Consider the following 22,357-nt stretch of genomic DNA (forward strand, 5'->3'; position numbering starts at 1 on the left):
ACCACGACCATCACCATCCCCCTCACCCCAACTCCACACACACCCACTGACAGAGCCCTCTCGACCGGCCCGCCGTCCTGGCCGAGGGGGCTCGGCCTTGCCCGCGTCCCACCGCCGGGTCCGGCGCGCGGGCACGCGGGCCGCCGCAGGGAACACCTCGGGATCACCCCGGGATCACCGCAGGCGGTCCACGTACCGGTCCGTCCCCGGCACCGTGGGAACGAACGGGGCGAGCAACTCCTGCCGCCCCAGCCCCGATTCGGTGACCGCCTCCCCCAGACCGCCGAAGTACGCCTCCCAGCAGTCGCGCGGATCGCCCTCCAGGAACCACAGCAGGGTCAGGCGGGTGTCGACGCCCTCGACCTGCTTGACGTACGACATCCGGTCCAGGGGCAGCGGGGTGGGCCGGAAGACGGTGACCATGGCGGCCGGCGACCCGGCGAGCCGCTTGGGCAGGTGCCGGGCCCGCAGCCACTCCAGCAACTCCCCCCGCTCCGCGGGTCCTTCGGCGTCGATCACCTGGAGCACGAGGCCCGCGTACGGGTGGTCGAGGGCATGGAAGTCGCGGGGTCCGGCGGCGCCGTCGCGGTAGACGGTCACCTCGTGGTCCTGGAACGCCGTGAAGACATGCGTACGGTCCTGGTAGACGCGTGCGTCGCGATTCAGCCGCCTGTTGATGGCGACGGTCCACCTCATGTGGTCGTCGTAGCGGCCGTCGGTGATCCAGTAGGTGGAGAGGTAGCAGCCGGCGGTGACCGGCTGGGCGATCGCCGACTTCTCGGGCGTACGCAGGAGCTGGAGGTCGCGGGTGGCCACCCAGCGGCGGCCCGAGAACATCCAGGGCATGGCCATCGCGCCCGCGTAGTAGTGGTCGTCCTCGTACCAGCGGTTGTACGCGTACTCGTGGCCCGGGTGCGGCTCGACCATGGTGATCAGGGCGTGGCCGGGACGGACGCCGTAGGGGCCGACGGCGGCCAGTTCGGCGTACGTGGCGCTGCGGGTGTCCTCGCTCCTGTGCTCGGCCTCGCTCATGTGCGTCCCCTTCCGTCCCTCTGCGGTCGCCCATACTCTGACGCTCCGTCAGATAATGCGCCAGAGCCGGGAGGTCTTCGATGTCACTGCTCACCGGAAAGACGGTCGTCGTCTCGGGAGTCGGGGCCGGACTGGGCCAGCGGGTCGCCGCGGCGGTCGTCCGGGACGGCGGGAACGCCGTACTGGGGGCGCGTACGGAGGCGAATCTCGCCAAGGCCGCGGCGGAGGTGGACCCGCGGGGCGCGCGCACGGCGTACCGGGCGACCGACATCACCGACGAGGCCCAGTGCGCGGCGCTCGCGGCGCTCGCGCGGGAGCGGTTCGGGGGTGTGCACGCGGTGGTGCACGTGGCGGCCTGGGACAGCTACTTCGGGGGCCTGGAGGACGCCGACTTCACCACCTGGCAGGCGGTCCTCGACGTGAATCTGCTGGGCACCCTGCGGATGACCCGGGCCTGCCTGCCGGGACTGAAGGCGGCGGGCGGCGGGTCGGTGGTCATCATCGGCACCCAGTCGGCGGTGGCCGCGCCCTCGCAGGTGCGGCAGGCGGCGTACGCGGCGTCCAAGGGGGCGCTGACGAGCGCGATGTACTCGCTGGCGCGGGAGCTGGGGCCGCACCGGATCCGGGTCAACACCGTACTGCCGGGCTGGATGTGGGGGCCGCCCGTGGAGGCGTACGTGCGGTTCTCGGCGCACACCGAGGGGGTGTCCGAGGCGGAGGTGCTGGCGCGGCTCACGGAGCGGATGGCACTGCCGGAGCTGGCCACGGACGGGGACGTCGCGGACGCGGCGGTCTTCCTGGCCTCGGACCGCGCGCGGGCGATCACCGGCCAGTCGCTGCTCGTCAACGCCGGGGAACTGATGCGCTGACCTGCTCACGCCGGGGCCTCACGAGGGAAGAAGGCTGATCCTTTTCGGCCACTCGTAGTTCACATACATGGATGGAGGTCATCGCTCGGAACTATTTTACCCCCTCTTGACCTACCCCTTCCTTGCCGTGGCCATGCCACCGAACCCAGAGTTCACATGCCTGACCCTGGCGGCGGACCCTGGAAGGGGGCCCATGAATAGTCTCGACTGGGCCGTGCTCATCGGCTACTTCGGTGTGATGGTCGCGATCGGCGTCTGGTCGCACAAGCGTGTGGACAACGTCAGCGACTTCTTCACGGCCGGCGGCAAGATGCCCTGGTGGCTCTCCGGCATCTCGCACCACATGTCGGGCTACAGCGCGGTGATGTTCACCGGCTATGCCGGCATCGCCTACACCTACGGTGTCACGTCGTTCGTGACCTGGTCGTTCCCCATCGCCCTCGGCATCGCCATCGGCTCCAAGCTGTTCGCGCCGCGCATCAACCGGCTGCGTTCACGGCTGCAGGTGGCATCGCCGCTCGAATACCTGAAGAACCGTTACAACCTGGGCACCCAGCAGGCGTTGGCGTGGTCCGGCATGCTGCTGAAGATCGTGGACGTCGGCGCGAAGTGGGCCGCGATCGCGACCCTGCTGTCCGTGTTCACCGGCGTCTCCCTGAACCAGGGAATCCTGATCACGGGCTCGATCACGGCCGTCTACTGCACGATCGGCGGTCTGTGGGCCGACGCGCTGACGGAGCTGGGTCAGTTCGTCATCCAACTGCTGGCCGGTATCGCGATGTTCATCGCGGTGGTCGCCAAACTCGGGGACTACGGCGGGTTCTTCGGGGTCTGGGACCGCCCGGAGCTGAAGGGGCACGCCGAGCCGCTGGTCGGCCCGTACGGCACGGTCTTCCTGCTCGCCTTCCTCTTCATCAAGCTCTTCGAGTACAACGGCGGCATGCTCAACCAGGCCCAGCGCTACATGGCCACGGCGACCCCGCACGAGGCCGAGCGCTCCGCCCGGCTGTCGGCGGTGCTGTGGCTGGTCTGGCCGCTGGTGCTGTTCTTCCCGATGTGGATGTCTCCGCTGCTGGTGAAGTCGGAGTCGGGCAACGGTTCGGACACCTACGCCCTGATGACGGAGCAGCTGCTGCCGCACGGTCTGCTGGGCCTCGTCATCGTCGGTTTCTTCTCCCACACGATGGCCATGTGCTCGTCCGACGCGAACGCCATCGCGGCCGTCTTCACCCGGGACTGCGCGCCGGTGATCTGGCGCCGGGCGCGGACGTGGAGCGAGGGGCAGGGGCTGCGGGTCGCCCGGATCACGACGGTCGTGTTCCTCGGCCTGTCGATGGCGGCGGCCACGCAGGTCAACTCGCCCGCCTTCAAGGACATCATCACCGTCGTCATCAAGTGGGTCGCCGGGCTCATGGGCCCGATGGCCATCCCGATGATGCTCGGCCTGCTGCGGCCCTTCCGCCGCTCCGGTCCGACGGCGGCGCTCACGAGCTGGGCGTGCGGCCTGTTCGCCTTCTGGCTGGTGAACTACCCGATCAACTGGAACGTCGACGGCGGCGTGCCCCTGCAGTACCAGGTGTCCATCCCGCTGGCCGTGTCGCTCGTGCTGTACATCGTCATCGGCTTCATCAAGCCGGAGGACACCCCCGAGCGGCTCGCCCTCATCGAGATCATCAACACGGACGGGGACGGCACGGGCGGGGCCGGCGCGGCGGCGGTACCGGCTCAGGGGAAGGACGCGTCCAGTCCCAGCGGGGTCTGAGAGCCTCGCGTACGGGGGTTCGTGTGGGGCCCGTAGGGCTGTGAAGCCGCGGGGCCGTGAGACGGTGAGGGCCGCGCCCGGGGGGATTCCGGGCGCGGCCCTCACGGCTGCCGCAGGTGGGCCGCGATCATGCGGGCGCAGGTCAGGGACTCGGTGTGGGTGGTGTCGACCTCCACGTCGTAGCGCACGCCCTCGTGGACGAGGTCCGCCTGGGCTTTGGCCATTCCCGGCACCCGGTCGCCCCGGGCGATCTCGCGGGCCGCGGCGACGGCGCTGTCGCAGCGGACGCCGGCCCAGAGCACGTCGACGCCGTGCGGGCCGTCGAGAAGCCGCTGCCAGCGTTGCTGGGAGGCCGCTCCGCCGAGGAAGACGTCGTCGACGATGACGCGGGCCCCCGCACGCACCATGGCCACGACGCCCCGGGCCCAGGCCTGCTCCAGTGCGCGGAAGTCCGCCCCGATGCCGACCTCGCCGTCGGGTGAGATCGCGATGCCGCCGTCCGTCGTCTGCATCCGCGCGGGCATGGCCTCGATGAGCGAGTCGACCCCGAACGCCAGCCACGGGTCCGGCAGTTCGGCCTGCAGACACCGCACGATGCCGGACTTGCCCGCACTGGAACCGCCGTTGAGGATGATCATCCGAGTGGCCATCGGGCCACGGTAGGCGCTCACGCTCCGGGCGTGAAACCCGTTTCCGGGCAGGCGGGCCGCTCCTTGGAGGGCGCGCCACCGCCCGGCGGGCGCGTCAGGAACACGTCCACCGGGCCCTCGGTGTCCAGGCGGAAGCCGTGGCGTTCGTAGAGGCGGCGGGCGGGGCTGCCCCGCAGGACGTTCAGGCGGACCGGGAGGCCGGTGCGGTCGGCGCGGGCGAGGAGGGTGTGGAGCACGGCTGTGCCGATGCCGGTGCCCTGGAGGTGGGGGGCCAGGTAGAAGTGCTCCAGCCAGTGGGCGTCGGCGGCCGGGCGCAGGGCCACGCAGCCGGCGACGGCACCGCCGGCCTCGACGACCCAGGTGTGGGCCGGGTCGAAGGAGTCGCGGAAGCGCCGGCGGACGCGGTCGGGGTCGTAGCGGCCGAGGCGTTCGAGGTCCGGGCGCATGACCACGGCGCGCAGCTCGGCGAGGGGCCCGACGTCCCTCGGCAGGGCCGGGCGCGTGTTCCAGTCGGCCATGTCAGGCACCGTGTCCACGCCGCCTCAGGCGCGTGGGTAGCGGGTCAGCCAGCCCGGTACCGCACCGCCCGGGGCGTGCAGGGCCGGGCCCTGGGTCATTTCGAGGGCGAAGTCGTCGGCGAGGACGAGGATCGTGGGGCGGCCCTCCAGTTCGGCGAGCCAGGCGGGGGGCAGGGCGGTCTCGCCGTGGAGGGCGCCGAGGAGACCGCCCGTCAGGGCGCCGGCCGCCCCCGAGGGGCCGCCGTGGTTGACGGAGAGGCACAGGCCGTGGCGGACGTCCTCGCCGACGAGCGCGCAGTACACGGCGACGGCCAGCAGGCCCGCCGCCGCGCCGTCACCGGCGAGGCGTTCGACCAGGGCGGGGGACGGCGCACCCTGGCGGACGGCGGCGACGGCCTGCTGGAGGGCGTCGGCGACGGGCTGGTGGCCGGGGCGGGCGGCCAGCAGGACCAGGGTCTTCTGGACGGCTGCGTCGAGGCTCTCGCCGCGCGCCAGGGCGTGGACGATGACGGCGTAGGAGCCGGCGGACAGATAGGCGGTGGGGTCGCCGTGGGTCTGGGCCGCGCACTCGACGGCCAGCTGGAAGACCAACTGCGGCTCCCAGCCGACGAGCAGGCCGAACGGGGCGGAGCGGGCGGCGGCCTCGGCACCGCACGCGCCCGGGTTCTTGGGGGCGTCGAGCGTGCCCATGGTCCCGTCGGCGAAGCCGAGGAGGCAGATGAGGGAGGGGTCGCGGCGCGCGTAGAGCCACTCCTCGCGGGCGAGCCAGCCGTCGTCCTTGCGGCGTTCGTCGGGGCCCCAGTCGCGCTGGGTCGCGGCCCAGCGCAGATACGCCCGGTGCAGATCGGTCGGCGGGTGCCACACGCCGGTGTCGCGGCGGACCTGGGCGCGGATCAGTCCGTCGACGGTGAACAGGGTGAGCTGGGTGAGGTCGGTGATCGCGCCGCGCCTGCCGTACGCGGAGGCCAGATCGGTCAGCCACTCCGGGCCGTACGCCTCGCCGATCTGCGCCAGGGTGAGGTGGTCGACCGGCGCGCCCAGCGCGTCGCCGACGGCAGCGCCCAGCAAGGTCCCGCGCACCCGGCTGCGGAAGTCCTGCTGCTCGACACGCCCCCAGACGGCACCGGCTGTCGCACCCACCCCAGCCTCCTCACGGCCCCTGCCCCGACCCGTACGTCAGTACATCTGTACATCCGTACGCCCGTACGGCTCGACAGTCCAGCACTGTAATCGAACAGGAACCATCGATTCAGGGCCCTCATCGAGCACTGAACAACACAAAACGCGCGACTCTTCGGGCACTGCGGCACAGAACAATCAGAGGCGAACAGGTGCTGTGCCGGAGTCCCACTCTCGAAGAAACCGTGCGCCGGCGCAACATCCGTCGACGGTCCGTTCCGGACGATTCACTCCGGGTGCCGCGAACGCGGCGGCCGGGCCGCCGCCGCCTCCGTGGCCCGGTCGTGCACGTCCACGATCGACGGGTCGCCGGGGCGCAGCGCCCGCGCCCGCTCCGCGTCGGCCAACGCCCGCTCCGGGGAGCCGAGTTCGAGGTGGACGGCGGCACGGTGGCGCAGCGCCCAGGCGTACTCCGGGTGCAGGGCGAGCGCCGCGTCGAGGTCGGTGAGGGCGTCGTCGAGACGGCCCAGCCGGAAGCGGGTGACGCCCCGGCCGGCGTACGCGGAGGCGTACAGGGGATCGAGGGCGAGGGCCCGGTCGTAGTCGGCGAGGGCCTCCTCGTCACGGTCGGCGACCCGCAGGGCGTCGCCGCGTTCGCAGTGGACCCAGGCGGCGTCCGGGTCGAGCGCGACGGCGTGGTGCAGGTCGGCCAGCTGCCGTTCGTGCTCACCCCGGGAGCGCCGTACGCGCGCCCGGCGCACCAGGGCCCAGACGTACTCCCCGTCCAGCTCCAGGGCGCGGTCCAGGTCGGCGAGGGCCTCGTCGAGCCGGCCCTGCGCGAGCCGGGCGGCGCCCCGCGAGGCCCAGGTCGAGCGGCGTACGGGATCGAGGGCGACGGCGCGGTCGAGGTCGGCGACCGCCGCGTCGGGGTCACCGAGGAGGCGGTGGTAGTCGCCGCGCAGGACGAGGGTGGTGGTGTCGTCGGGGGCGAGCGCGTCGGCGCGGTCGAGGTCGGCCACGGCGCCCGCGTAGTCCCCGGTGTGCGCCCGCGTGACCGCCCGGCCCTGCCATGCCGTGGCCGCTCGGGGGTCGAGGGCGAGGGCCCGGTCGTACTCGGCCAACGCCCGCTCGTGCGCCCCGTCCCGGTGCAGCGCCCGCCCGCGCAGGGCGTGCGCGTGCGCCCGGCGCCCGGCGTCGAGAGCGGCCCGGAGCAGCAGCACGCCCAGCGCGTCATGGGCACCGCCCCGCTCCAGCGCACCCAGCAGGTCCCGCCCCCAGCGCGTCGCGTCCTCGTCGTCGGCGTCCTGCCCCGCCTGCGCCAGGGCCTCGGCCCAGCGCCGGGCCACGGCCGTGTCCTCGCCGCACGCGTCCACGACGTCCCGCAGCGCCCCGGCGAGTGCCCCACGCTCCCCCGCGCACAGCCGGTGGTACGCCTCGGCCAGCCGCAGCTCCCGCCACCGCGCCTCACCCCATGGCTCCCGCCCCTCCAGCCCGGCTTCGGCCTCCGCGCGCCACCCGGCGAACGCCGCCGCCAGCCGCCGGTGCCGCGCGCCGAAGTCCCGGGGCGACCGCGTCCGCTGCAGCCGCACCATCGGGGCGCGTACGACGTCGTGGAAGACCACACGGTCGCCGCGGTCGGTCACGAAGGGGAGGGCGCGGAGCCAGGCGAACAGCGCGTCGGGGTTCTCGGCGGCGCCCGCGCGGGCGCCCGCGCCGGGAGCCGCATCCGCATCCGCATCCGCATCCGCATCCAGCACGGCCACCCGGAAGACCTCAGGGTCCAGCCATCGGGGCAACGCGCAGGTCAGCGCGGTGGCCCGGCGTACCGGGTCGCTCTCCCAGCGCAGGAAGCGCTCCACGGCGGTGGCGCTCGCGTCGCCCGCGTCGGCGAGGTCGTCGAGGTCGGCGGGGCGGGCCTCGGCGAGGGTCGAGACCAGGACGGGCAGGCCACCGGTGAGCCTCAGGACCTCCTCCACCACCGGCGGGGCGAGCACCCCCCTGGCCGCGAGGAGGCCACGGGACTCGGCCTCCGTGAAGGGCCGCAGCGGGAGGTCGAGGACGAAGTCGCCGAGGCCGCCCCAGCGGGCGGCGTCCAGGGGCCGCTGTCCGGCCGTCACCAGGACCAGGTTGCCGGGGAGGGGGCCGTGACGGTCGCCGGAGACGAGGTCGTGCAGCCACGGGTCGAGGAAGGCGCCGGTCCGCTCGTAGGTGTCGAAGAGCAGGACCAGCCAGGGCGCTTCGGCCGCGGCTCCGGCCAGCTCCTCCACCAGGGCGGGGGTGAGGACGAGTTCGGGGGCGAGGAGTAGTTCGGCGTCCTCCTGACCTCGGGTGCGCGGGCCGAGGCCGGTGCGCAATCTGTCCGCCTGGCGGGCGAGTTGGGCGGGGTCGACGGCGCCGGCGAAGGGGCCGACCACGGGGACGAGGCCGAGCGCGACGAGGGTCGCGCGGGCGGCGGCCATGCTCGCGGCCGACGGGTCGGCGACGGCGCCGGTGCGCCCCGGCCGAGCCGGCTGCCCTGCCTGAGCCGACTGACCCGGCCGGCCCGGTTCATCCGGTTCACCCGGTTCCCCGGGCCGCCCCTCCTGCTCGGGCACGGCCATGGCGGCGAGTTCGGCCGCGTACCGGCGCTCGCGGTGGGCGGTGAGCAGCCGTTCCAGTTCCTTGAACCGCCGTCCCTGCCGGGCGAACCGGTCCGCGATCACGGCCATGGCCTCCGGCACACTGCCGACGCCGTCGTCGACGTACGCGGTGAGGGCGCCGTGCTCCCGGGCGATCTGCTCCAACTCCCGGACCAGAAAGGTCTTCCCCATGCCCGCGTTGCCGTGCACGTGGAAGAGGAAACGGCGCCGCTCGTCCTCGACGGGCAGATCGAAGGTGGCGCGGAAGGCGGCCCGTTCGGCGTTCCGGCCGACGAAGCCCTGGCGGGTACGGCGCCGGATCAGCTCCTGCATCGTCGGAATCGGCGGCTGCGCGCGCCCCATGCATACCCCTCCGGCCCTCGTAGGTGCCCCGCGGTTTTCCGCCACCGGCGGGTCCCATTGTGATCCAACGCGCCGAAAAACACCTGGGGATGGCCCATACGCCCGCACATAGTTGGACCATGGCTGAAACCCAGACCCCCCGCGGTTCCCTTCTCCCCCTGGCCTCGACCCTGCTCGTCGGCACGGTCGCCCTCTACATGGCGCTCGTGGCGTTCGGCAACATCACCGACTTCGGTACGAACCAGCAGTTCGTCCACCATGTCCTCGCCATGGACACCACGTTCGAGGACGAGGACCTGATGTGGCGGGCCATCGAGTCGAAGGGCGTGCAGGACGCGGCCTACGTCCTCATCATCGTCTGGGAGACCGTCGCGGCCCTGGTCCTCGCCGCGGCCACCTGCTTCTGGACCCGCGCCCTCGGCCACCGCGCCTTCCACACCGCCCGCCGCTACAGCACCCTCGGCCTGCTCATGGTCCTCCTCCTCTTCGGCGCCGGCTTCCTGGCCATCGGCGGCGAGTACTTCGCCATGTGGCAGTCCGACGACTGGAACGGCCTCGACGCCGCCCTGCGGGTGTTCCTGCTGAGCGGGGTGGTGCTGGTGGTGACGTGCCTGCCGGCGAACGAGACCACCGCGAACTGAGGCCGGCCGACGGACGACTGCCGGCGGTCGGTCGACCGCCGGCAGTTCGGGCATCCAGACTCAGCACAGGCAGGGTTCGGTGCCCCGGCCCAGTCCGTTGATCTGGTCGTCCTCCAGGGCGCCGGCGAACGCGTGCACCTCGTCGACGTCACCGTGGAGGTACTCGCCCCATCCGTCGCCGACCTGGGCCCGGCCGACCTGGAGCGGGCCGGTGCTGGGCAGACCGTCCGCGAAGTCGGCGGTGGCCCCGTCGGCGAGTTGACCGTCCAGGAAGAGCTTGATCGTGTCGGTGGCGTCGTCGTAGACGACCGCGAGCCGGTGCCCCTCCCCCTCGCCGCCGTCGGCCATCGCCAGCTGCGCCACGACGGTCTCGGTGGCGTCCGGCTCGTCCGCGTTCGGCATGATCAGCTGCCAGGCGTACGTGGAGGGCTCGTACCGCACCCGGAACACGTCGGTGTGCTCACCGCCCTGGGACAGCACGGTCATCGGCCGGGACGGCTCGGCGTCCGCGAGGCGTACCACCACGCCGATCGAGAAACTGTCGGAGGTGTCGACGACGGGCCGCTCCGTGGCCGCGTACCCGCTCTCGCCGTCGAGCTTGAGATGGCCGTCACCGACGAGCGCGTACGGCACGTCGGCGCAGTCGGGGTCGAGGTCCGGGATGCAGGAGCCGTCCGGGCCGCGGTGGATCGTCGCGCCCGTGCCCAGCTTCAGCGGCACACCGTCGCCCTGGTCGGGGCTGGTCCCGTCCGTCGCGTTCTCCAGCGACCAGTGGGCGAGGGCGCGCGGCTTGCGGTGCCCCAGTTCGGCGGCCTCGTCCGGGACGACGACGCGGTCGTGGACCCTGATGCCGCCGAGTTCGCCGTCCCAGCGGTCCTGGTAGCCCTGCCCGTCCCGGGCGCGCCCGATCTGGAAGGCGCCGGCGTCCGCGCCGGGCGCGGCCTCCTTCTTCGTGCCGACCGCCCGGCCGTTGACGTACAGCCGGCCCTCACCGGTCTCGGCGTCGTACACGCCGAGCAGATGGGCCCACTCCCCGGCCTCGGGCACGCCGCCCGTCATCCGGGCGCCGCCGACGGTGAACGACCAGACGGGCGTCTCGCCACGGGCGTCGACACCGAGCGCGAAGGCCGTGGAGTCACCCGCGTCCTGCGCCGCGACGGTCATGTCCCGGTCGGTCCGCGCGGGCCGTGCCCAGCCGCTGACCGCGAACGTCTTCCTGGGGTCGGACACCGCCGGGGCACCCGGGGTGAGGTAGCCGTGGCTGCTGCCGTCCAGGGTCGCCGTCGAGGCGAGGGCCGTGCCCCCGGGTGCCGGGCCGCCGAAGGTCACACCGGTGCCGGCCTCGGCGGCGGTGCCGATCTCGGCCGCGGCGGTGGTCGCGCCGGCCGGGTCGTCGAGCTTCCAGTGGGCGACGGGGGCGCGGCCGGACTTCACGAAGAAGTCGTACGAGGTCTCGCCGCTGCTGCGCCCTGCCCGGTCGATCGCGCGGACCGTGAGCTGGTCGGGCCCGGAGTCGAGCGGCAGGAAGGGGATGGTCACGGCTCCGCCGGGTTCGTCGGGCCGAACGGTGCCGTACGGGCCGCCGATGAAGCCGTACGTGTAGGCCACGACGTCGTCCGAGGGCGAGTCCATGGTGAAGTGGCCGTACACGCCGACGCCGTCCACCCAGAGGACGTCCTGCGGGTACTCGGGTGAACTGACCACGGCCTTCTGCGGGTTCACGTCGTCGATGACGAACTCGCAGGCGGAGCCGTCCCCTTCGGAACTCCAGGTCGACTTCGACGTACCGTCGTCGGCCCGGACGTGCCAGGAGACCACAGTGTTCGCGGGCAGGTCCTCCCACGGCAGCCTGAGGGTGAACGGTGTGCCCGACCGCTTCGACGTGGTCGTGAGGGTCCTGCGCTGCTCGGCGCCCTCGGCGTCCTTCCACCAGAACTCGAACTCCCCGCCGAGGGGACCGCTGTCGGTGTCGTACAGGACCGCGTTGACCTGAGGCTGCGGATCGGCGATGTACGCCTTTCCGTCACCCGTCCCGCAGGCCTTGCCGCCCGTCTTCAGATCCCGTACGAGCGGCTGCTTCGGCGGCAGGTTCCCGGCCGCGTGCGCCACTCCCGACGTGGACGCCACCATGGCCGCCACGGAGCACCCCATCGCCAGCAGCGCACGGCCGCCGGATCTCCTTAACCCGTCCAACTGTTCCCTCCCCGGTGAGCTTTCCCCATCACCCGTGCGTCGCTCGGGCCGGTGGAGGCTAACAGGGGCCACGGACACCGCAGAAAGGGTTTTCCGCCCCGTCACCTCAGGTGCGTCACTCCAGCACCGGCAGCAGCTCCGGCAGATGGCCGTCCGAGGCCGCCGCCGCGCGTTGGCGTTCCTCCGGGACCTCGCCGTAGAGGGTGGTGCGGGGGCGGGCGGGGCGGCCGGCGGTGTCGGCGACCGCGATCAGGTCCTTGACCGACTTGTAGGAGCCGTAGGAGGAGCCCGCCATGCGGGAGATGGTCTCCTCCATCAAGGTGCCGCCCAGGTCGTTCGCGCCGGAGCGGAGCATCTCCGCCGCGCCCTCCGTGCCGAGTTTGACCCAGCTGGTCTGGATGTTGGGGATCCAGGGGTGCAGGAGGAGGCGGGACATCGCGATGACGGCGCGGTTGTCGCGCATCGTCGGGCCGGGGCGGGAGATGCCCGCCAGGTACACCGGCGCGTTGGTGTGGATGAAGGGGAGCGTCACGAACTCCGTGAAACCGCCGGTGCGTTGCTGGATGCCGGCCAGGGTGCGCAGGTGGCCCAGCCAGTGGCGGGGCTGGTCGACGTGACCGTACATCATCGTCGAGGAGGAGCGGATGCCCAGCTCGTGGGCGGTGGTCACCACCTCGATCCAGGTGGCGGCCGGCAGCTTGCCCTTGGTCAGGACCCAGCGGACCTCGTCGTCGAGGATCTCCGCCGCCGTGCCGGGGATGGAGTCGAGGCCCGCCTCCTTCGCGGCCGTCAACCACTCGCGGACCGACATGCCGGTGCGGGTCGCGCCGTTCACCACCTCCATCGGGGAGAAGGCGTGGACGTGCATACCGGGGACGCGGGTCTTGACGGCCTTCGCGATGTCGAAGTACGCCGTTCCCGGCAGGTCGGGGTGGATGCCGCCCTGCATGCAGACCTCGACCGCGCCGAGGTCCCACGCCTGCTCGGCCCGGTCGGCGACCTGGTCGAGGGAGAGGGTGTACGCGTCGGCGTCCGTGCGGCGCTGCGCGAAGGCGCAGAAGCGGCAGCCGGTGTAGCAGACGTTCGTGAAGTTGATGTTCCGGGTGACGATGTAGGTGACGTCGTCGCCGACCGCCGATTTGCGGACGTCGTCCGCGATGCGGGTGAGCGCGTCCAGTGCCGGGCCGTCGGCGTGCAGCAGGGCGAGGGCCTCGGCGTCCGACAGCTTCGTCGGGTCGTCGGCCGCCGTCGACAGGGCCGCGCGTACGTCCGTGTCGATGCGCTCGGGGGCCATACCGGGCGCCGCCGCCTCGCGCAGGGCGCCCCAGTCGCCGTAGACGGAGTCGAAGTCCTCCCGGCGGTCGCCGGTGCGGCCCTCCGTGTCGATGGCGGTGTGCAGGTCCGTGCGGCCGGCGGCGACGAAGACCTCCTCGGGCTCCTGCCACGGGTGGCCCTCCACCACGGCGTCCGGGCGCGCGAGGCCGGTCTCCGGGTCGGCCAGGGCCCGTACGTGCGGCAGGAGGCGCGGGTCGAGCCAGGGCTCGCCGCGCGTCACGAACTCCGGGTACACGCACAGGCGTTCGCGCAGCTCGAAGCCGGCGGCGCGGGAGCGGGCGGTGAGTTCCTCGATCTGCGGCCAGGGGCGCTCGGGGTTCACGTGGTCGATGGTGAGGGGGGACACCCCGCCCCAGTCGTCGATCCCGGCGCCGATGAGCCGTTCGTACTCGCTGTCGACGAGGTTCGGCGGGGCCTGGATGCAGCCCGCCGGGCCCATGAGGTGGCGGGCGACGGCCACGGTGGCGACCAGCTCGTCCAGTTCCGCGTCCGGCATGCCGCGCATCGCGGTGTCGGGCTTGGCGCGGAAGTTCTGGATGATCAGCTCCTGGATGCCGTGGTAGGCGCGGGAGATCTTGCGGAGCGCGAAGAGGGACTCCGCGCGCTCCTCGTACGTCTCGCCGATGCCGATGAGGACGCCGGAGGTGAAGGGGGCGGAGGAACGGCCGGCGTCCTCCAGGACCCGCAGCCGGACCGCCGGCTCCTTGTCGGGGGAGCCGTGGTGCGGGCCGCCGGGCTCGGACCACAGCCGGGTCGCGGTCGTCTCAAGCATCATGCCCATGGAGGGGGCGACGGGCTTGAGCCGCTGGAAGTCCGTCCAGCTCATGACGCCGGGGTTGAGGTGCGGGAGGAGGCCCGTCTCCTCCAGGATGCGGATGGAGATGGCGCGGACGTAGGCGATCGTGTCGTCGTAGCCGTGCGCGTCGAGCCACTCGCGCGCCTCCGGCCAGCGGTCCTCCGGCTTGTCGCCGAGGGTGATCAGCGCTTCCTTGCAGCCGAGGGCGGCGCCCTTGCGGGCCACGTCCAGCACCTCGTCCGGGGACATGAACATGCCGTGGCCGGCGCGGCGGAGCTTGCCCGGCACGGTGACGAAGGTGCAGTAGTGGCATTTGTCCCGGCAGAGCCGGGTGAGCGGGATGAAGACGCTCTTCGAGTACGTGATGACGCCGGGGCGGCCGGCCGCCTCCAGGCCCGCGTTCCGCACGCGTGCCGCCGAGGCGGCGAGGTCCTCCAGGTCCGCGCCGCGTGCCTGGAGCAGCACCGCCGCCTCGGTCACGTCGAGAGCCACGCCGTCGCGGGCGCGTTTGAGTGCCCGCCGCATGGAGTTCTCGGTCGGGCCGGTCCCGGAGGTCGCGGAAGTCGTCATCCGTCGAGCATACGAGCGACTTGGCTCCGCCTTGCGGGGTGGCTCCGGGTGGGGGTGGGATGGCTGGGGGGTGGGAGGTGCTTGAGGGGATGGCGAGTGCCGGCCCGGTGGGGCTTCTCGCGCAGTTCCCCGCGCCCCTCAAAAGCACCCCTGGCTCCGCCTCGGGGTACCGCGCCTGAGGGGCAGGGGTGCCTGAGGGGTGGCGGGTGCGGGCCCGGAGGGGGCTTCTCGCGCAGTTCCCCGCGCCCCTCAGAGCATCAGGCCCTGCGGGCCTGGAAGACACGGCCCTGCGCCCCTGAAAAGCTTGGGGCGTAGCCGCTGCTTTTCAGGGGCGCGGGGAACTGCGCGGCCAGCCCCCACCCGGGCGCGGCCGCCCGAGCGCGGCAAGCACCGAGTCGGGCGGCGCGGGCGAACCGTGAGCCCGGCGGCGTTATGCCGCCCCGCCTCCCAGGAACGTGCCGTACTCGTCCAGCAGCCCCAGCACCTCCGCCTCCCCCGCCGGAGGCAACTGCACCACGGCCTCCTCGATGCCCAGCTCGGCGTAGTACGCCAGCTTGCCCGCACTCGGCTGGACCGCGTACGGCACCACCTGAAGGCCCGCCGGGTCGCGGCCGGCGTCCGTCCACGCCGCCCTCAGGACCGGCAGCGCCTCCCCCAGCCCCCGCCCCCCGATCGGCAGCCACCCGTCCGCGTACTCGGCGATGTGCGCGAACAGCTTCGGCCCGGCGGCGCCGCCGATCAGCGTGCGCGGCCCGACCACCGGCCCCCGCGGCTTCCGCACCGGCTTGGGATACGCGGAGCTCGCCCGGACGCTCCCGAACTCCCCCTCGTACGCCGTCGGCTCCTCCGCCCACAGCGCCCGCATCAGCGCCATCCGGTCCCGCACCAGCTCCCGCCGGGTACGCCAGGCGACCCCGTGGTCGGCGGCCTCCTCCACGTTCCAGCCGTAGCCGACGCCGAGGGTGAGACGGCCGCCGGAGAGGTGGTCGACGGTCGCGATCTGCTTCGCGAGGTCGATCGGGTCGTGCTGGGCGACCAGCGTGATGCCGGTGCCGAGACCCAGCCGCTCGGTGACGGCGGCGGCCTGGCCGAGTGCCACGAAGGGGTCGAGGGTGCGGCCGTACTCGCGCGGCAGGTCCCCGCCGGCCGGGTACGGGGTCGTCCGCTCGACGGGGATGTGCGTGTGCTCGGGGAGGTAGAGCCCCGCGAAACCGCGTTGCTCCAGCTCACGGGCGAGCCGGGTCGGGGTGATCGTCTCGTCGGTGAGGAAGATCGTCACGGAGATGCGCATGGGTCATCTGTAGCGGCTCGGAACCGCGATGTCCATACCGACCGGTCGGCACTACGTGTCGGCGGGAGGGGCCGTCGCCAGCAGGGCCTCCTTCGCGAGACGGTCCGTGCGGGCCGGGTCGCCGAGGCGGTGCAGCAGGACCCACCGCCCGTCGTCGTACGCGGCGGCCACGACCGACGAGCCGCGGGTGGCGCCGTTGTGCCACCGGATCGAGGGGCCCCGCTGCCAGGAGGGCGCCGGATCACCGAGCCGGCGTTCGACGAGCAGGGCGACCAGCAGATGCGCCACCGTCCGGCAGGTGGACCACATGCCACCCGCCGGCAGGATCGGGCCGGTCAGCGTCCACAGCGGGCGCGGCCGGCCGAACAGGTCGCGCGGGACGAGGCGCAGGCTCTCCGGCGGGTGCGCCGTCACCACGCCCGCCTCCAGGCCGAGCGGCGACAGGACGTGCCGGTCGACCAGGTGCTGGTATGAGCGGCCCGTGGCGGCCGTGAGCGCGTACCCGAGCACGGCGTAGCCGAGGTTGGAGTACTCCCGCTCCCCCAGCCGTCCGGCCGTCAGCCGGGGCAGGCCGCGCAGCGACTCCCGCAGCGCCGTCTCCGTGAAGCCGAGGTACGGATCGTCCGGAGGGCCGAGGGGCCCGGCGGGCAGGCGGGGCAGGCCCGAGGTGTGCTCGGCGAGGTGGCGGAGGGTGATGCCCGTGCCGCCCGGCACCTCCTCGACGCACTCCTCCAGCGGGGTGTCGAAGCCGACCGTCCCCTCCGCCGCGAGCCGGGCCAGCACGGTCCCCGTCAGCACCTTGGTCAGGGAGCCGATCTCCACGAACCGGTCCGCGTCGTGGCCGTGCGCCACCCGGTCGGTGATGCCGGCGCCGCCCAGCAGGCAGGTCGGTGTCCGCACGTGCGGTGTCTCCCGTCGGACATCGGTCCTCATGTCTCCGGCATGTCCTTCCGCGGCGAAACGAAAACCGGCGATTTCCTTCCCTTGTCCCTCAGTTCACCACCGCATAGGAAGGTGGCACGCACCACCCCTGCACCACCCACGCCATGTCACTCACGACCGACCTGGGGAGCAGCAGCATGTGCGACGACGACCACGGTGACGCGAACGCGAACGAGAACGGCGACGGAAACGGCGACGGAAACGGACTCGGACGGCGCGCTCTGTTCGTGACGTCGGCGGCGGCCGCGCTTACGTTGGGAAGCGTGACCTTTGGGACGAGCGGCGCCGAGGCCGCACACGGCGACCAGGAGACGAGGACCATCCGGGGAACCCTCCCCGTCGGCTCCCCCGACTTCGTGTATCTGCCGGTCGAAGTACCGTCGGGCGTACGGGAGTTGAAGGTCTCGTACAGCTACGACAGACCGGCCGTCCCGGCGGGCACGATGGGCAACGCGCTCGACATCGGCGTCTTCGACGAGCGCGGCACGGACCTCGGCGGCAAGGGCTTCAGGGGCTGGTCGGGCGGTGCCCGCACGGAGTTCTTCATCCGGACGGACGAGGCGACCCCGGGCTACCTCCCCGGCCCGGTCCGCCCCGGCACCTGGCACATCGCGCTGGGCCCGTACACGGTGGCGCCGGACGGACTGCCGTACGAGATCACGATCACCCTCACGTACGGCACTCCGGCCCCGGCGGCGAAGCCCGTGTACCCGCCGGAGCGGGCCGAGGGGCGGGGCCGGGCCTGGTACCGGGGCGACTGCCATCTGCACTCCTGGTACTCCGACGGCCGCCGCACGCTCGGCGAGCTGGCGGCGCTGGCGCGGGCGGCGGGCCTGGACTTCATCAACAGCTCGGAGCACAACACCCCGTCCGCGCACGCCCATTGGGCCGAGCACGCGGGTGACGACCTGCTCATCATGCTGGGCGAGGAGGTCACGACCCGCAACGGTCATGTCGTGGCGCTCGGCATCGACCCGGGGACGTTCGTCGACTGGCGCTACCGGGCCAGGGACAACCGGTTCGGCCGGTACGCCCGGCAGATCCGCCGCGCCGGGGGCCTGGTCGTCCCGGCCCATCCGCACGCCACCTGCATCGGCTGCAACTGGAAGTTCGGCTTCGGCGAGGCGGACGCGGTGGAGGTGTGGAACGGCGCCTACTCGCCGGAGGACGAGGTGGCGCTCGCCGACTGGGACGGCATGCTCGTGGCGTCCGTGAAGGAGGGACGCGACTGGATCCCGGCCATGGGCAACAGCGACGCCCATCGCGACCCCGATCCCGTCGGCCGCCCCCAGACGGTCGTCCTGGCCGACGACCTGACCAGGGAGGCCATCCAGGAGGGCCTGCGGGCGGGCCGCTCGTACGTCGCCGAGTCCAAGGACGTGTCCGTGTCCTTCACGGCGTCCGGCGCGCGCGGCGAGCACGCGGGCATCGGCGAGCGGCTGAACGTGGCCCCCGACACCCTGGTCACCGTCCGCCTGGAGGCCACGGGCTCCGCGGGCTGCAGCATCCGCTTCGTCACCGACCAGGGCGTCCTGTTCACCTCGGCCGCCCTCCCGGAGTCCGGCACGGGCTCGGCCCAGTGGCGTACGACGGCCTCGTACGCGGCGTACGTACGCGCCGAGGTCCGCCGGCCGCCGATCGTGCCGGGCTTTCCGGGGCCGCTGGCGGCCTTCACCAACCCGATCTTCCTCGGACGGCGGTAGCGGCCGGCGGAAGGTCCGGCGATCATAGGGAGAACCCGCGTACGGAATACGCGTGTTGGGCCTTAGGTTTGGCTCGACACATCACGTGCGTCCGTACGGCTGGGCCGTTCGCGTGGACGCACCTGCACGGCGGAGGAGACGGCGCCCATGACCGATCACGCGACCACGCCCGACCCGGCGGCGGCTCCGGCGGCGAAGGAGAAGGTCGACACCTCGGTGCCCGCCTCCGCCCGCATCTGGAACTACTGGCTGGGCGGCAAGGACAACTACCCGGTGGACGAGGCGGCCGGTGACGCGTACGCCGGCGCGTTCCCCGGCATCGTGACCATCGCCCGCAGCAGCCGCGCGTATCTGCGGCGCAGCATCCGGCATCTGGTGGAGGTGGAGGGCGTCCGGCAGTTCCTGGACGTCGGCACCGGGCTGCCCACGGCGGACAACACCCACCAGGTCGCCCAGCGCAGCGCGCCGGAGGCCCGGATCGTCTACGTCGACAACGACCCGATGGTCCTCGCGCACGCCCGCGCGCTGCTGTACTCCGCCCCCGAGGGGGCGACCGCGTACATCGACGCGAGCCTCTACGACACGGACCGCATCCTGGCGGCCGCCGCCGAGACGCTGGACCTGTCCCGGCCCACGGCCCTGATCCTCAGCGGCATCCTCGGTCACGTCGCCGACTACGAGGAGGCCCGTGACATCGTCCGCCGTCTCCTCGCCGGTCTGCCCTCCGGCAGCTACCTCAACATCAACGAGGGCTCACGGGGCACCGATCCCGACTACGAGCGCGCGCAGGACGCCTACAACGAGACCGGCGCGGTCCCGTACTTCCTGCGCCCCATCGAGCAGATCACCGGCTACTTCGACGGTCTCGACCTGATCGACCCCGGCATCGTCTCCGTACCGCTGTGGCGCCCGGACGACACGGCGGCGGGCGAGCCGAAGCCGATCGGCCAGCACGGCGGGCTGGGCCGGAAGCCGTAGCCCGCGCGGGTGGCGCGAGTGGCCGGGTCCCCGGCGGGACCCGGCCCCGGTGTCCGCCCCCGTCCGCCCGGCCGGCCGACGGCTGCCCGATCCCGTCCTGAGGAGAACACGCCCATGTCCCGCCCCGCGGACCACGCGAACGGCACGGAACAGCCGGGTCCGAAGCAACGCGTCGTCACGGCCTTCCAGCGTTACGTCGCCAACCCGGTCCTGCGCCGGGTACCGCTCCAGACCGTGCTGGAGACCACCGGCCGCACCTCCGGTCTCCCCCGTCGTACCCCGATCGGCGGCCGTCGCGTGGGCGACACGTTCTGGCTGGTCTCGGAGTACGGCGAGAGGTCCCAGTACATCCGCAACATCAAGGCCGACCCGTCGGTGCGGGTGCGCATCCGGGGCCGCTGGCACACCGGCACCGCCCGTCTCCTCCCGGACGACGACCCGGTGGCCCGCCTGCGGACCCTGCCCCGTCTGAACAGCGCGGCGGTGCGGGTGCTGGGGTCGGGGCTGCTGACGGTGCGGGTGGATCTGCGGGGCAGGGGGCGCACCCCGTAGCGGTCCCCGTCAGGCGTCCTCGGGTTCCAGCTCGAAGGTGAAGTAGATGCTCAGCGTGTAGGGCTCGTCCTCGTCGTACGCGTAGTCCCAGGACACGTCCACCAGGAAGACGTCGTGCTCCCCCACCCACGCGTGGGCCTTCCGGAACGCCTCCGCGGCGGTCGTGGCCGGGAACAGTTTCCTCGCCATGGGATGGACCTGGGACTCGGCGTCCGAGTCGTCGAAGCCCTCCGGAACGGCCAGGCAGAGATCGGGGTCGAGGTCCATGGGGTGCGCGCCCTTCCTGTTCCTGTCGGTCGCCCCGTAAGACCGCCGCACCCCCGGGAGGGGTTGCTCCGGGCCGGCCGACTCAGTCCGGGCGGCCGTCCGGGCGGGTCGTCCGGACGGTCGTCCAGACCTCGCCGCCCTCCACCCGCACCACGCACTCCATGGTGACCACTGCGCCCGCCTCGCGAAGACGGGCAAAAGGGGTGAACAGGTCAGAACACCGGCGGGCGGGCCGCCGGTGGCCGACACGCCACGAACACGAACTCCCTGCCGGGACGGTCGGGGGCGTCCCGTACGTCCTCCAGCACGTATCCGTGCGCGGCGAGATCCGCCTCGACCTCGTGCCGTTCGCGGAATCTGAGGGTCGAGTCGGAGGTGAGCGGCGACTCGCCCCTGCCGCTGTCGAGGACGTAGTGCCAGCGGAAGGTCACCAGTGGGCCGGTGACCCGCGTCAGCTCCACCCAGCTCTCGACCGCGCCGAGGCCCGGTACCTCGGTGACCCGGTACGAGTCCTCGCGATTCCACGCCTCCCAGGCCCGCGCGGCCGGGTCACGGGTCTCGAAGACCAGCCTGCCGCCCGGTCGCAGCGCCCCGTACGCCCCCGCGAGCGTCCGCCGCCACGCCCCCGGTTCCACGATCGCCTGCGCCACGTTGGCCGTCATCGTGGCGAGGTCGGCCCGGAGCGGGGGAAGGGCGGTCGCGTCACCGTGGATCCACCGGACCCGGTCGGCCCCCGGTCTGGCCCGCGCGACATCGAGACAGGCGCCGGCCGGGTCGACCCCGACGACCTCCACCCCACGCTCCGCCAGCAGCAGCGCGAAGACGCCCGTTCCGCAGCCGATGTCGAGCACCCTCCTCGCGCCGGACTCCTCCGCGAGCCGGAGGTAGGCGTCCAGGTCGCCGCGATCGGGGTCGAGGGGGTCGTACAGCTCGGCCAGCCGTCGGTCACGGAAGATCTCGTCAGCCATGCGGCCACGGTAGGGGACGTGAGTGGTGCCCCCAACAGCCTTTGTCCTGCACGCAATTCACGCGACACGGCCCAGGGCCTCTGGAACGCTGTGCGTCGACCGCCGTTCCCGACCGAGGGTCTCTCATCCATGTCTGCTCGCCGCCCGACCGTGTCCATCCAGGAGTTCCCCGTCTCCGACGCCGAGGCCGGACCGTACGGAATCGCCGCCGGGCCGGACGGCGCGCTGTGGTTCACGCTGGTTCACGCCGGGCGCATCGGCAGGCTCACGCCCGACGGCGAGACCACGTCGTACGCCCTCTCCTCGGCGTCCGGCGGGCCTTCGCTCATCACACCCGGGCCGGACGGGGCCCTGTGGTTCACGGAGTTCCGGGAGCATCGGATCGGACGGATCAGCACGGCCGGGGAGGCCACGTCCTTCGCCCTGCCGACGCCCGACGCCGGGCCGTTCGGGATCGCGGTCGGTCCCGACGACGCGCTGTGGTTCACGGAGGCGGGGGCCGACCGGATCGGCCGGATCACGACCGAAGGGGAGATCGTGGAGTTCCCGCTGCCGGTCTCCGGGGCGTTCGTGTCGGCCATCGCCGCCGGGCCGGACGGCCGGCTGTGGTTCACGATGAACCAGGCGAACGCGATCGGTGCCATCACGCCGGACGGGGAGGTGGCCGTCCACCCGCTGCCGACGCCGGGCGCCGGTCCCGTGGGAATCACCGCCGGAGGTGACGGGGCCCTGTGGTTCGTCGAGATCGGAGCCGGGCAGATCGGCCGGATCACGCCGGACGGGAAGATCGACGAGTTCCCCCTGCCCGACCGCGAGTCCCGCCCGCACGCCATCGTCGCCGACTCCGACGGCGCCTGCTGGTTCACCGAGTGGGGCGCGAACCGCGTCGGCCGCATCGCCTACGACGACCGTCACCCGGAAACGCCCGAGATCCACGAACACGAGCTGCCGACCCCGTCATCGGAGCCCCACGGCATCGCCCTCGGCCCGGACGGCGCCCTGTGGACGGCCCTGGAGACCGGCGCGGTGGCCCGCGTCCGGCCCGCCGGGAACGCGGGTTGACGGTGCGTCCACCACGGCCCCCGCAGGGGGCTCGCTCGACCTGACGGGCGCAGTCAAGCTCAGATACTGCTCTGAACTCGCGTTTCCGCCTTGTCGCCGTTCTCGGCCCGGTGTCACGATCACGGCCT

At 72.8% G+C, this 22,357-nt stretch carries 18 protein-coding genes; 7 read left to right on the plus strand and 11 right to left on the minus strand.

The window, feature by feature from the left end; translation table 11 throughout:
- Nucleotides 1–174: 174 nt before the first annotated feature.
- A complete protein-coding gene (locus H4687_RS20565) occupies nucleotides 175–1,032 on the minus strand; it encodes a hypothetical protein (RefSeq protein ID WP_046917910.1) in 858 nt (285 codons plus the stop codon).
- A gap of 80 nt (nucleotides 1,033–1,112) precedes the next feature.
- On the opposite strand from H4687_RS20565, the gene H4687_RS20570 reads away from it, so the two are divergent.
- Together H4687_RS20570 and H4687_RS20575 are read left to right on the plus strand one after the other, a co-directional pair.
- Nucleotides 1,113–1,901, plus strand: coding sequence for an SDR family oxidoreductase (locus H4687_RS20570; RefSeq protein WP_046917911.1), 789 nt, complete (start codon nucleotides 1,113–1,115; stop codon nucleotides 1,899–1,901).
- A 193-nt stretch (nucleotides 1,902–2,094) separates the two neighbouring features.
- The gene (locus H4687_RS20575) at nucleotides 2,095–3,663 is read left to right on the plus strand and encodes a sodium:solute symporter family protein (protein WP_046917912.1); all 1,569 of its coding nucleotides are present in this window, start codon (nucleotides 2,095–2,097) and stop codon (nucleotides 3,661–3,663) included.
- A 101-nt stretch (nucleotides 3,664–3,764) separates the two neighbouring features.
- Here H4687_RS20575 and cpt read toward each other — a convergent pair whose 3' ends face one another.
- From cpt to H4687_RS20595, 4 genes are all read right to left on the minus strand, one after another.
- Nucleotides 3,765–4,313, minus strand: a complete 549-nt coding sequence (gene cpt / locus H4687_RS20580; protein WP_046917913.1) for a chloramphenicol phosphotransferase CPT — start codon at nucleotides 4,311–4,313, stop codon at nucleotides 3,765–3,767.
- A 17-nt stretch (nucleotides 4,314–4,330) separates the two neighbouring features.
- Nucleotides 4,331–4,831 carry a GNAT family N-acetyltransferase gene (locus H4687_RS20585; protein WP_046917919.1) on the minus strand — a complete coding sequence of 167 codons (501 nt, stop codon included), beginning with the start codon at nucleotides 4,829–4,831 and terminating at the stop codon, nucleotides 4,331–4,333.
- A 24-nt stretch (nucleotides 4,832–4,855) separates the two neighbouring features.
- A complete protein-coding gene (locus H4687_RS20590; protein WP_046917914.1) occupies nucleotides 4,856–5,971 on the minus strand; it encodes an ADP-ribosylglycohydrolase family protein in 1,116 nt (371 codons plus the stop codon).
- 266 nt (nucleotides 5,972–6,237) lie between these two features.
- Entirely contained in the window at nucleotides 6,238–8,931 is a 2,694-nt protein-coding gene (locus H4687_RS20595) for a tetratricopeptide repeat protein (protein ID WP_046917915.1), read from the minus strand.
- A gap of 119 nt (nucleotides 8,932–9,050) precedes the next feature.
- Here H4687_RS20595 and H4687_RS20600 point away from each other — a divergent pair, with 119 nt between their 5' ends.
- Nucleotides 9,051–9,572 (plus strand): DUF2165 domain-containing protein, encoded by a 522-nt coding sequence (locus H4687_RS20600; protein ID WP_046917916.1) that lies wholly within the window; start codon nucleotides 9,051–9,053, stop codon nucleotides 9,570–9,572.
- Nucleotides 9,573–9,632: 60 nt separating this feature from the next.
- On the opposite strand, the gene H4687_RS20605 is transcribed toward H4687_RS20600, so the two are convergent.
- The 4 genes from H4687_RS20605 to H4687_RS20620 form a co-directional block, all read right to left on the minus strand.
- Nucleotides 9,633–11,723, minus strand: a complete 2,091-nt coding sequence (locus H4687_RS20605) for a LamG domain-containing protein (RefSeq protein WP_046917917.1) — start codon at nucleotides 11,721–11,723, stop codon at nucleotides 9,633–9,635.
- Nucleotides 11,724–11,880: 157 nt separating this feature from the next.
- A complete protein-coding gene (locus H4687_RS20610) occupies nucleotides 11,881–14,466 on the minus strand; it encodes a bifunctional FO biosynthesis protein CofGH (RefSeq protein WP_050398162.1) in 2,586 nt (861 codons plus the stop codon).
- Between the two features lie 430 nt (nucleotides 14,467–14,896).
- Complete coding sequence (locus H4687_RS20615) at nucleotides 14,897–15,757, minus strand: LLM class F420-dependent oxidoreductase (protein WP_050398163.1); 861 nt, start codon at nucleotides 15,755–15,757, stop codon at nucleotides 14,897–14,899.
- Between the two features lie 51 nt (nucleotides 15,758–15,808).
- Entirely contained in the window at nucleotides 15,809–16,690 is an 882-nt protein-coding gene (locus H4687_RS20620) for a serine hydrolase domain-containing protein (protein ID WP_225966762.1), read from the minus strand.
- A 146-nt stretch (nucleotides 16,691–16,836) separates the two neighbouring features.
- Here H4687_RS20620 and H4687_RS20625 point away from each other — a divergent pair, with 146 nt between their 5' ends.
- The 3 genes from H4687_RS20625 (at nucleotide 16,837) to H4687_RS20635 (ending at nucleotide 19,932) form a co-directional block, all read left to right on the plus strand.
- Nucleotides 16,837–18,402, plus strand: a complete 1,566-nt coding sequence (locus H4687_RS20625; RefSeq protein ID WP_404819314.1) for a CehA/McbA family metallohydrolase — start codon at nucleotides 16,837–16,839, stop codon at nucleotides 18,400–18,402.
- A gap of 147 nt (nucleotides 18,403–18,549) precedes the next feature.
- Nucleotides 18,550–19,380 (plus strand): SAM-dependent methyltransferase, encoded by an 831-nt coding sequence (locus H4687_RS20630; RefSeq protein ID WP_046915283.1) that lies wholly within the window; start codon nucleotides 18,550–18,552, stop codon nucleotides 19,378–19,380.
- A gap of 114 nt (nucleotides 19,381–19,494) precedes the next feature.
- Nucleotides 19,495–19,932 carry a nitroreductase/quinone reductase family protein gene (locus H4687_RS20635; RefSeq protein ID WP_046915282.1) on the plus strand — a complete coding sequence of 146 codons (438 nt, stop codon included), beginning with the start codon at nucleotides 19,495–19,497 and terminating at the stop codon, nucleotides 19,930–19,932.
- 9 nt (nucleotides 19,933–19,941) lie between these two features.
- Here the strand turns inward: H4687_RS20635 and H4687_RS20640 are convergent, their stop codons facing one another.
- Complete coding sequence (locus H4687_RS20640) at nucleotides 19,942–20,199, minus strand: hypothetical protein (RefSeq protein WP_005486104.1); 258 nt, start codon at nucleotides 20,197–20,199, stop codon at nucleotides 19,942–19,944.
- A 212-nt stretch (nucleotides 20,200–20,411) separates the two neighbouring features.
- Nucleotides 20,412–21,167, minus strand: coding sequence for a class I SAM-dependent methyltransferase (locus H4687_RS20645; protein ID WP_046915281.1), 756 nt, complete (start codon nucleotides 21,165–21,167; stop codon nucleotides 20,412–20,414).
- A 129-nt stretch (nucleotides 21,168–21,296) separates the two neighbouring features.
- Here H4687_RS20645 and H4687_RS20650 point away from each other — a divergent pair, with 129 nt between their 5' ends.
- A complete protein-coding gene (locus H4687_RS20650; protein ID WP_046915280.1) occupies nucleotides 21,297–22,229 on the plus strand; it encodes a Vgb family protein in 933 nt (310 codons plus the stop codon).
- The last annotated feature ends 128 nt before the right edge of the window (nucleotides 22,230–22,357 follow it).

It is taken from the genome of Streptomyces stelliscabiei, from assembly GCF_014873495.1.
GTDB classification, from domain to species: domain Bacteria; phylum Actinomycetota; class Actinomycetes; order Streptomycetales; family Streptomycetaceae; genus Streptomyces; species Streptomyces bottropensis.

What these genes read in the sequence shown, in the direction of transcription:
- cpt (WP_046917913.1), bottom strand. Translation starts at nt 4,313, where the DNA reads ATGGCCACTCGGATGATCATCCTCAACGGCGGTTCCAGTGCGGGCAAG.
- H4687_RS20600 (WP_046917916.1), top strand. Translation starts at nt 9,051, where the DNA reads ATGGCTGAAACCCAGACCCCCCGCGGTTCCCTTCTCCCCCTGGCCTCG.
- H4687_RS20650 (WP_046915280.1), top strand. Translation starts at nt 21,297, where the DNA reads ATGTCTGCTCGCCGCCCGACCGTGTCCATCCAGGAGTTCCCCGTCTCC.
- H4687_RS20640 (WP_005486104.1), bottom strand. Translation starts at nt 20,199, where the DNA reads ATGGACCTCGACCCCGATCTCTGCCTGGCCGTTCCGGAGGGCTTCGAC.
- H4687_RS20570 (WP_046917911.1), top strand. Translation starts at nt 1,113, where the DNA reads ATGTCACTGCTCACCGGAAAGACGGTCGTCGTCTCGGGAGTCGGGGCC.
- H4687_RS20575 (WP_046917912.1), top strand. Translation starts at nt 2,095, where the DNA reads ATGAATAGTCTCGACTGGGCCGTGCTCATCGGCTACTTCGGTGTGATG.
- H4687_RS20630 (WP_046915283.1), top strand. Translation starts at nt 18,550, where the DNA reads ATGACCGATCACGCGACCACGCCCGACCCGGCGGCGGCTCCGGCGGCG.
- H4687_RS20565 (WP_046917910.1), bottom strand. Translation starts at nt 1,032, where the DNA reads ATGAGCGAGGCCGAGCACAGGAGCGAGGACACCCGCAGCGCCACGTAC.
- H4687_RS20595 (WP_046917915.1), bottom strand. Translation starts at nt 8,931, where the DNA reads ATGGGGCGCGCGCAGCCGCCGATTCCGACGATGCAGGAGCTGATCCGG.
- H4687_RS20635 (WP_046915282.1), top strand. Translation starts at nt 19,495, where the DNA reads ATGTCCCGCCCCGCGGACCACGCGAACGGCACGGAACAGCCGGGTCCG.
- H4687_RS20605 (WP_046917917.1), bottom strand. Translation starts at nt 11,723, where the DNA reads ATGGGGTGCTCCGTGGCGGCCATGGTGGCGTCCACGTCGGGAGTGGCG.
- H4687_RS20620 (WP_225966762.1), bottom strand. Translation starts at nt 16,690, where the DNA reads ATGAGGACCGATGTCCGACGGGAGACACCGCACGTGCGGACACCGACC.
- H4687_RS20610 (WP_050398162.1), bottom strand. Translation starts at nt 14,466, where the DNA reads ATGACGACTTCCGCGACCTCCGGGACCGGCCCGACCGAGAACTCCATG.
- H4687_RS20615 (WP_050398163.1), bottom strand. Translation starts at nt 15,757, where the DNA reads ATGCGCATCTCCGTGACGATCTTCCTCACCGACGAGACGATCACCCCG.
- H4687_RS20625 (WP_404819314.1), top strand. Translation starts at nt 16,837, where the DNA reads ATGTGCGACGACGACCACGGTGACGCGAACGCGAACGAGAACGGCGAC.
- H4687_RS20645 (WP_046915281.1), bottom strand. Translation starts at nt 21,167, where the DNA reads ATGGCTGACGAGATCTTCCGTGACCGACGGCTGGCCGAGCTGTACGAC.
- H4687_RS20585 (WP_046917919.1), bottom strand. Translation starts at nt 4,831, where the DNA reads ATGGCCGACTGGAACACGCGCCCGGCCCTGCCGAGGGACGTCGGGCCC.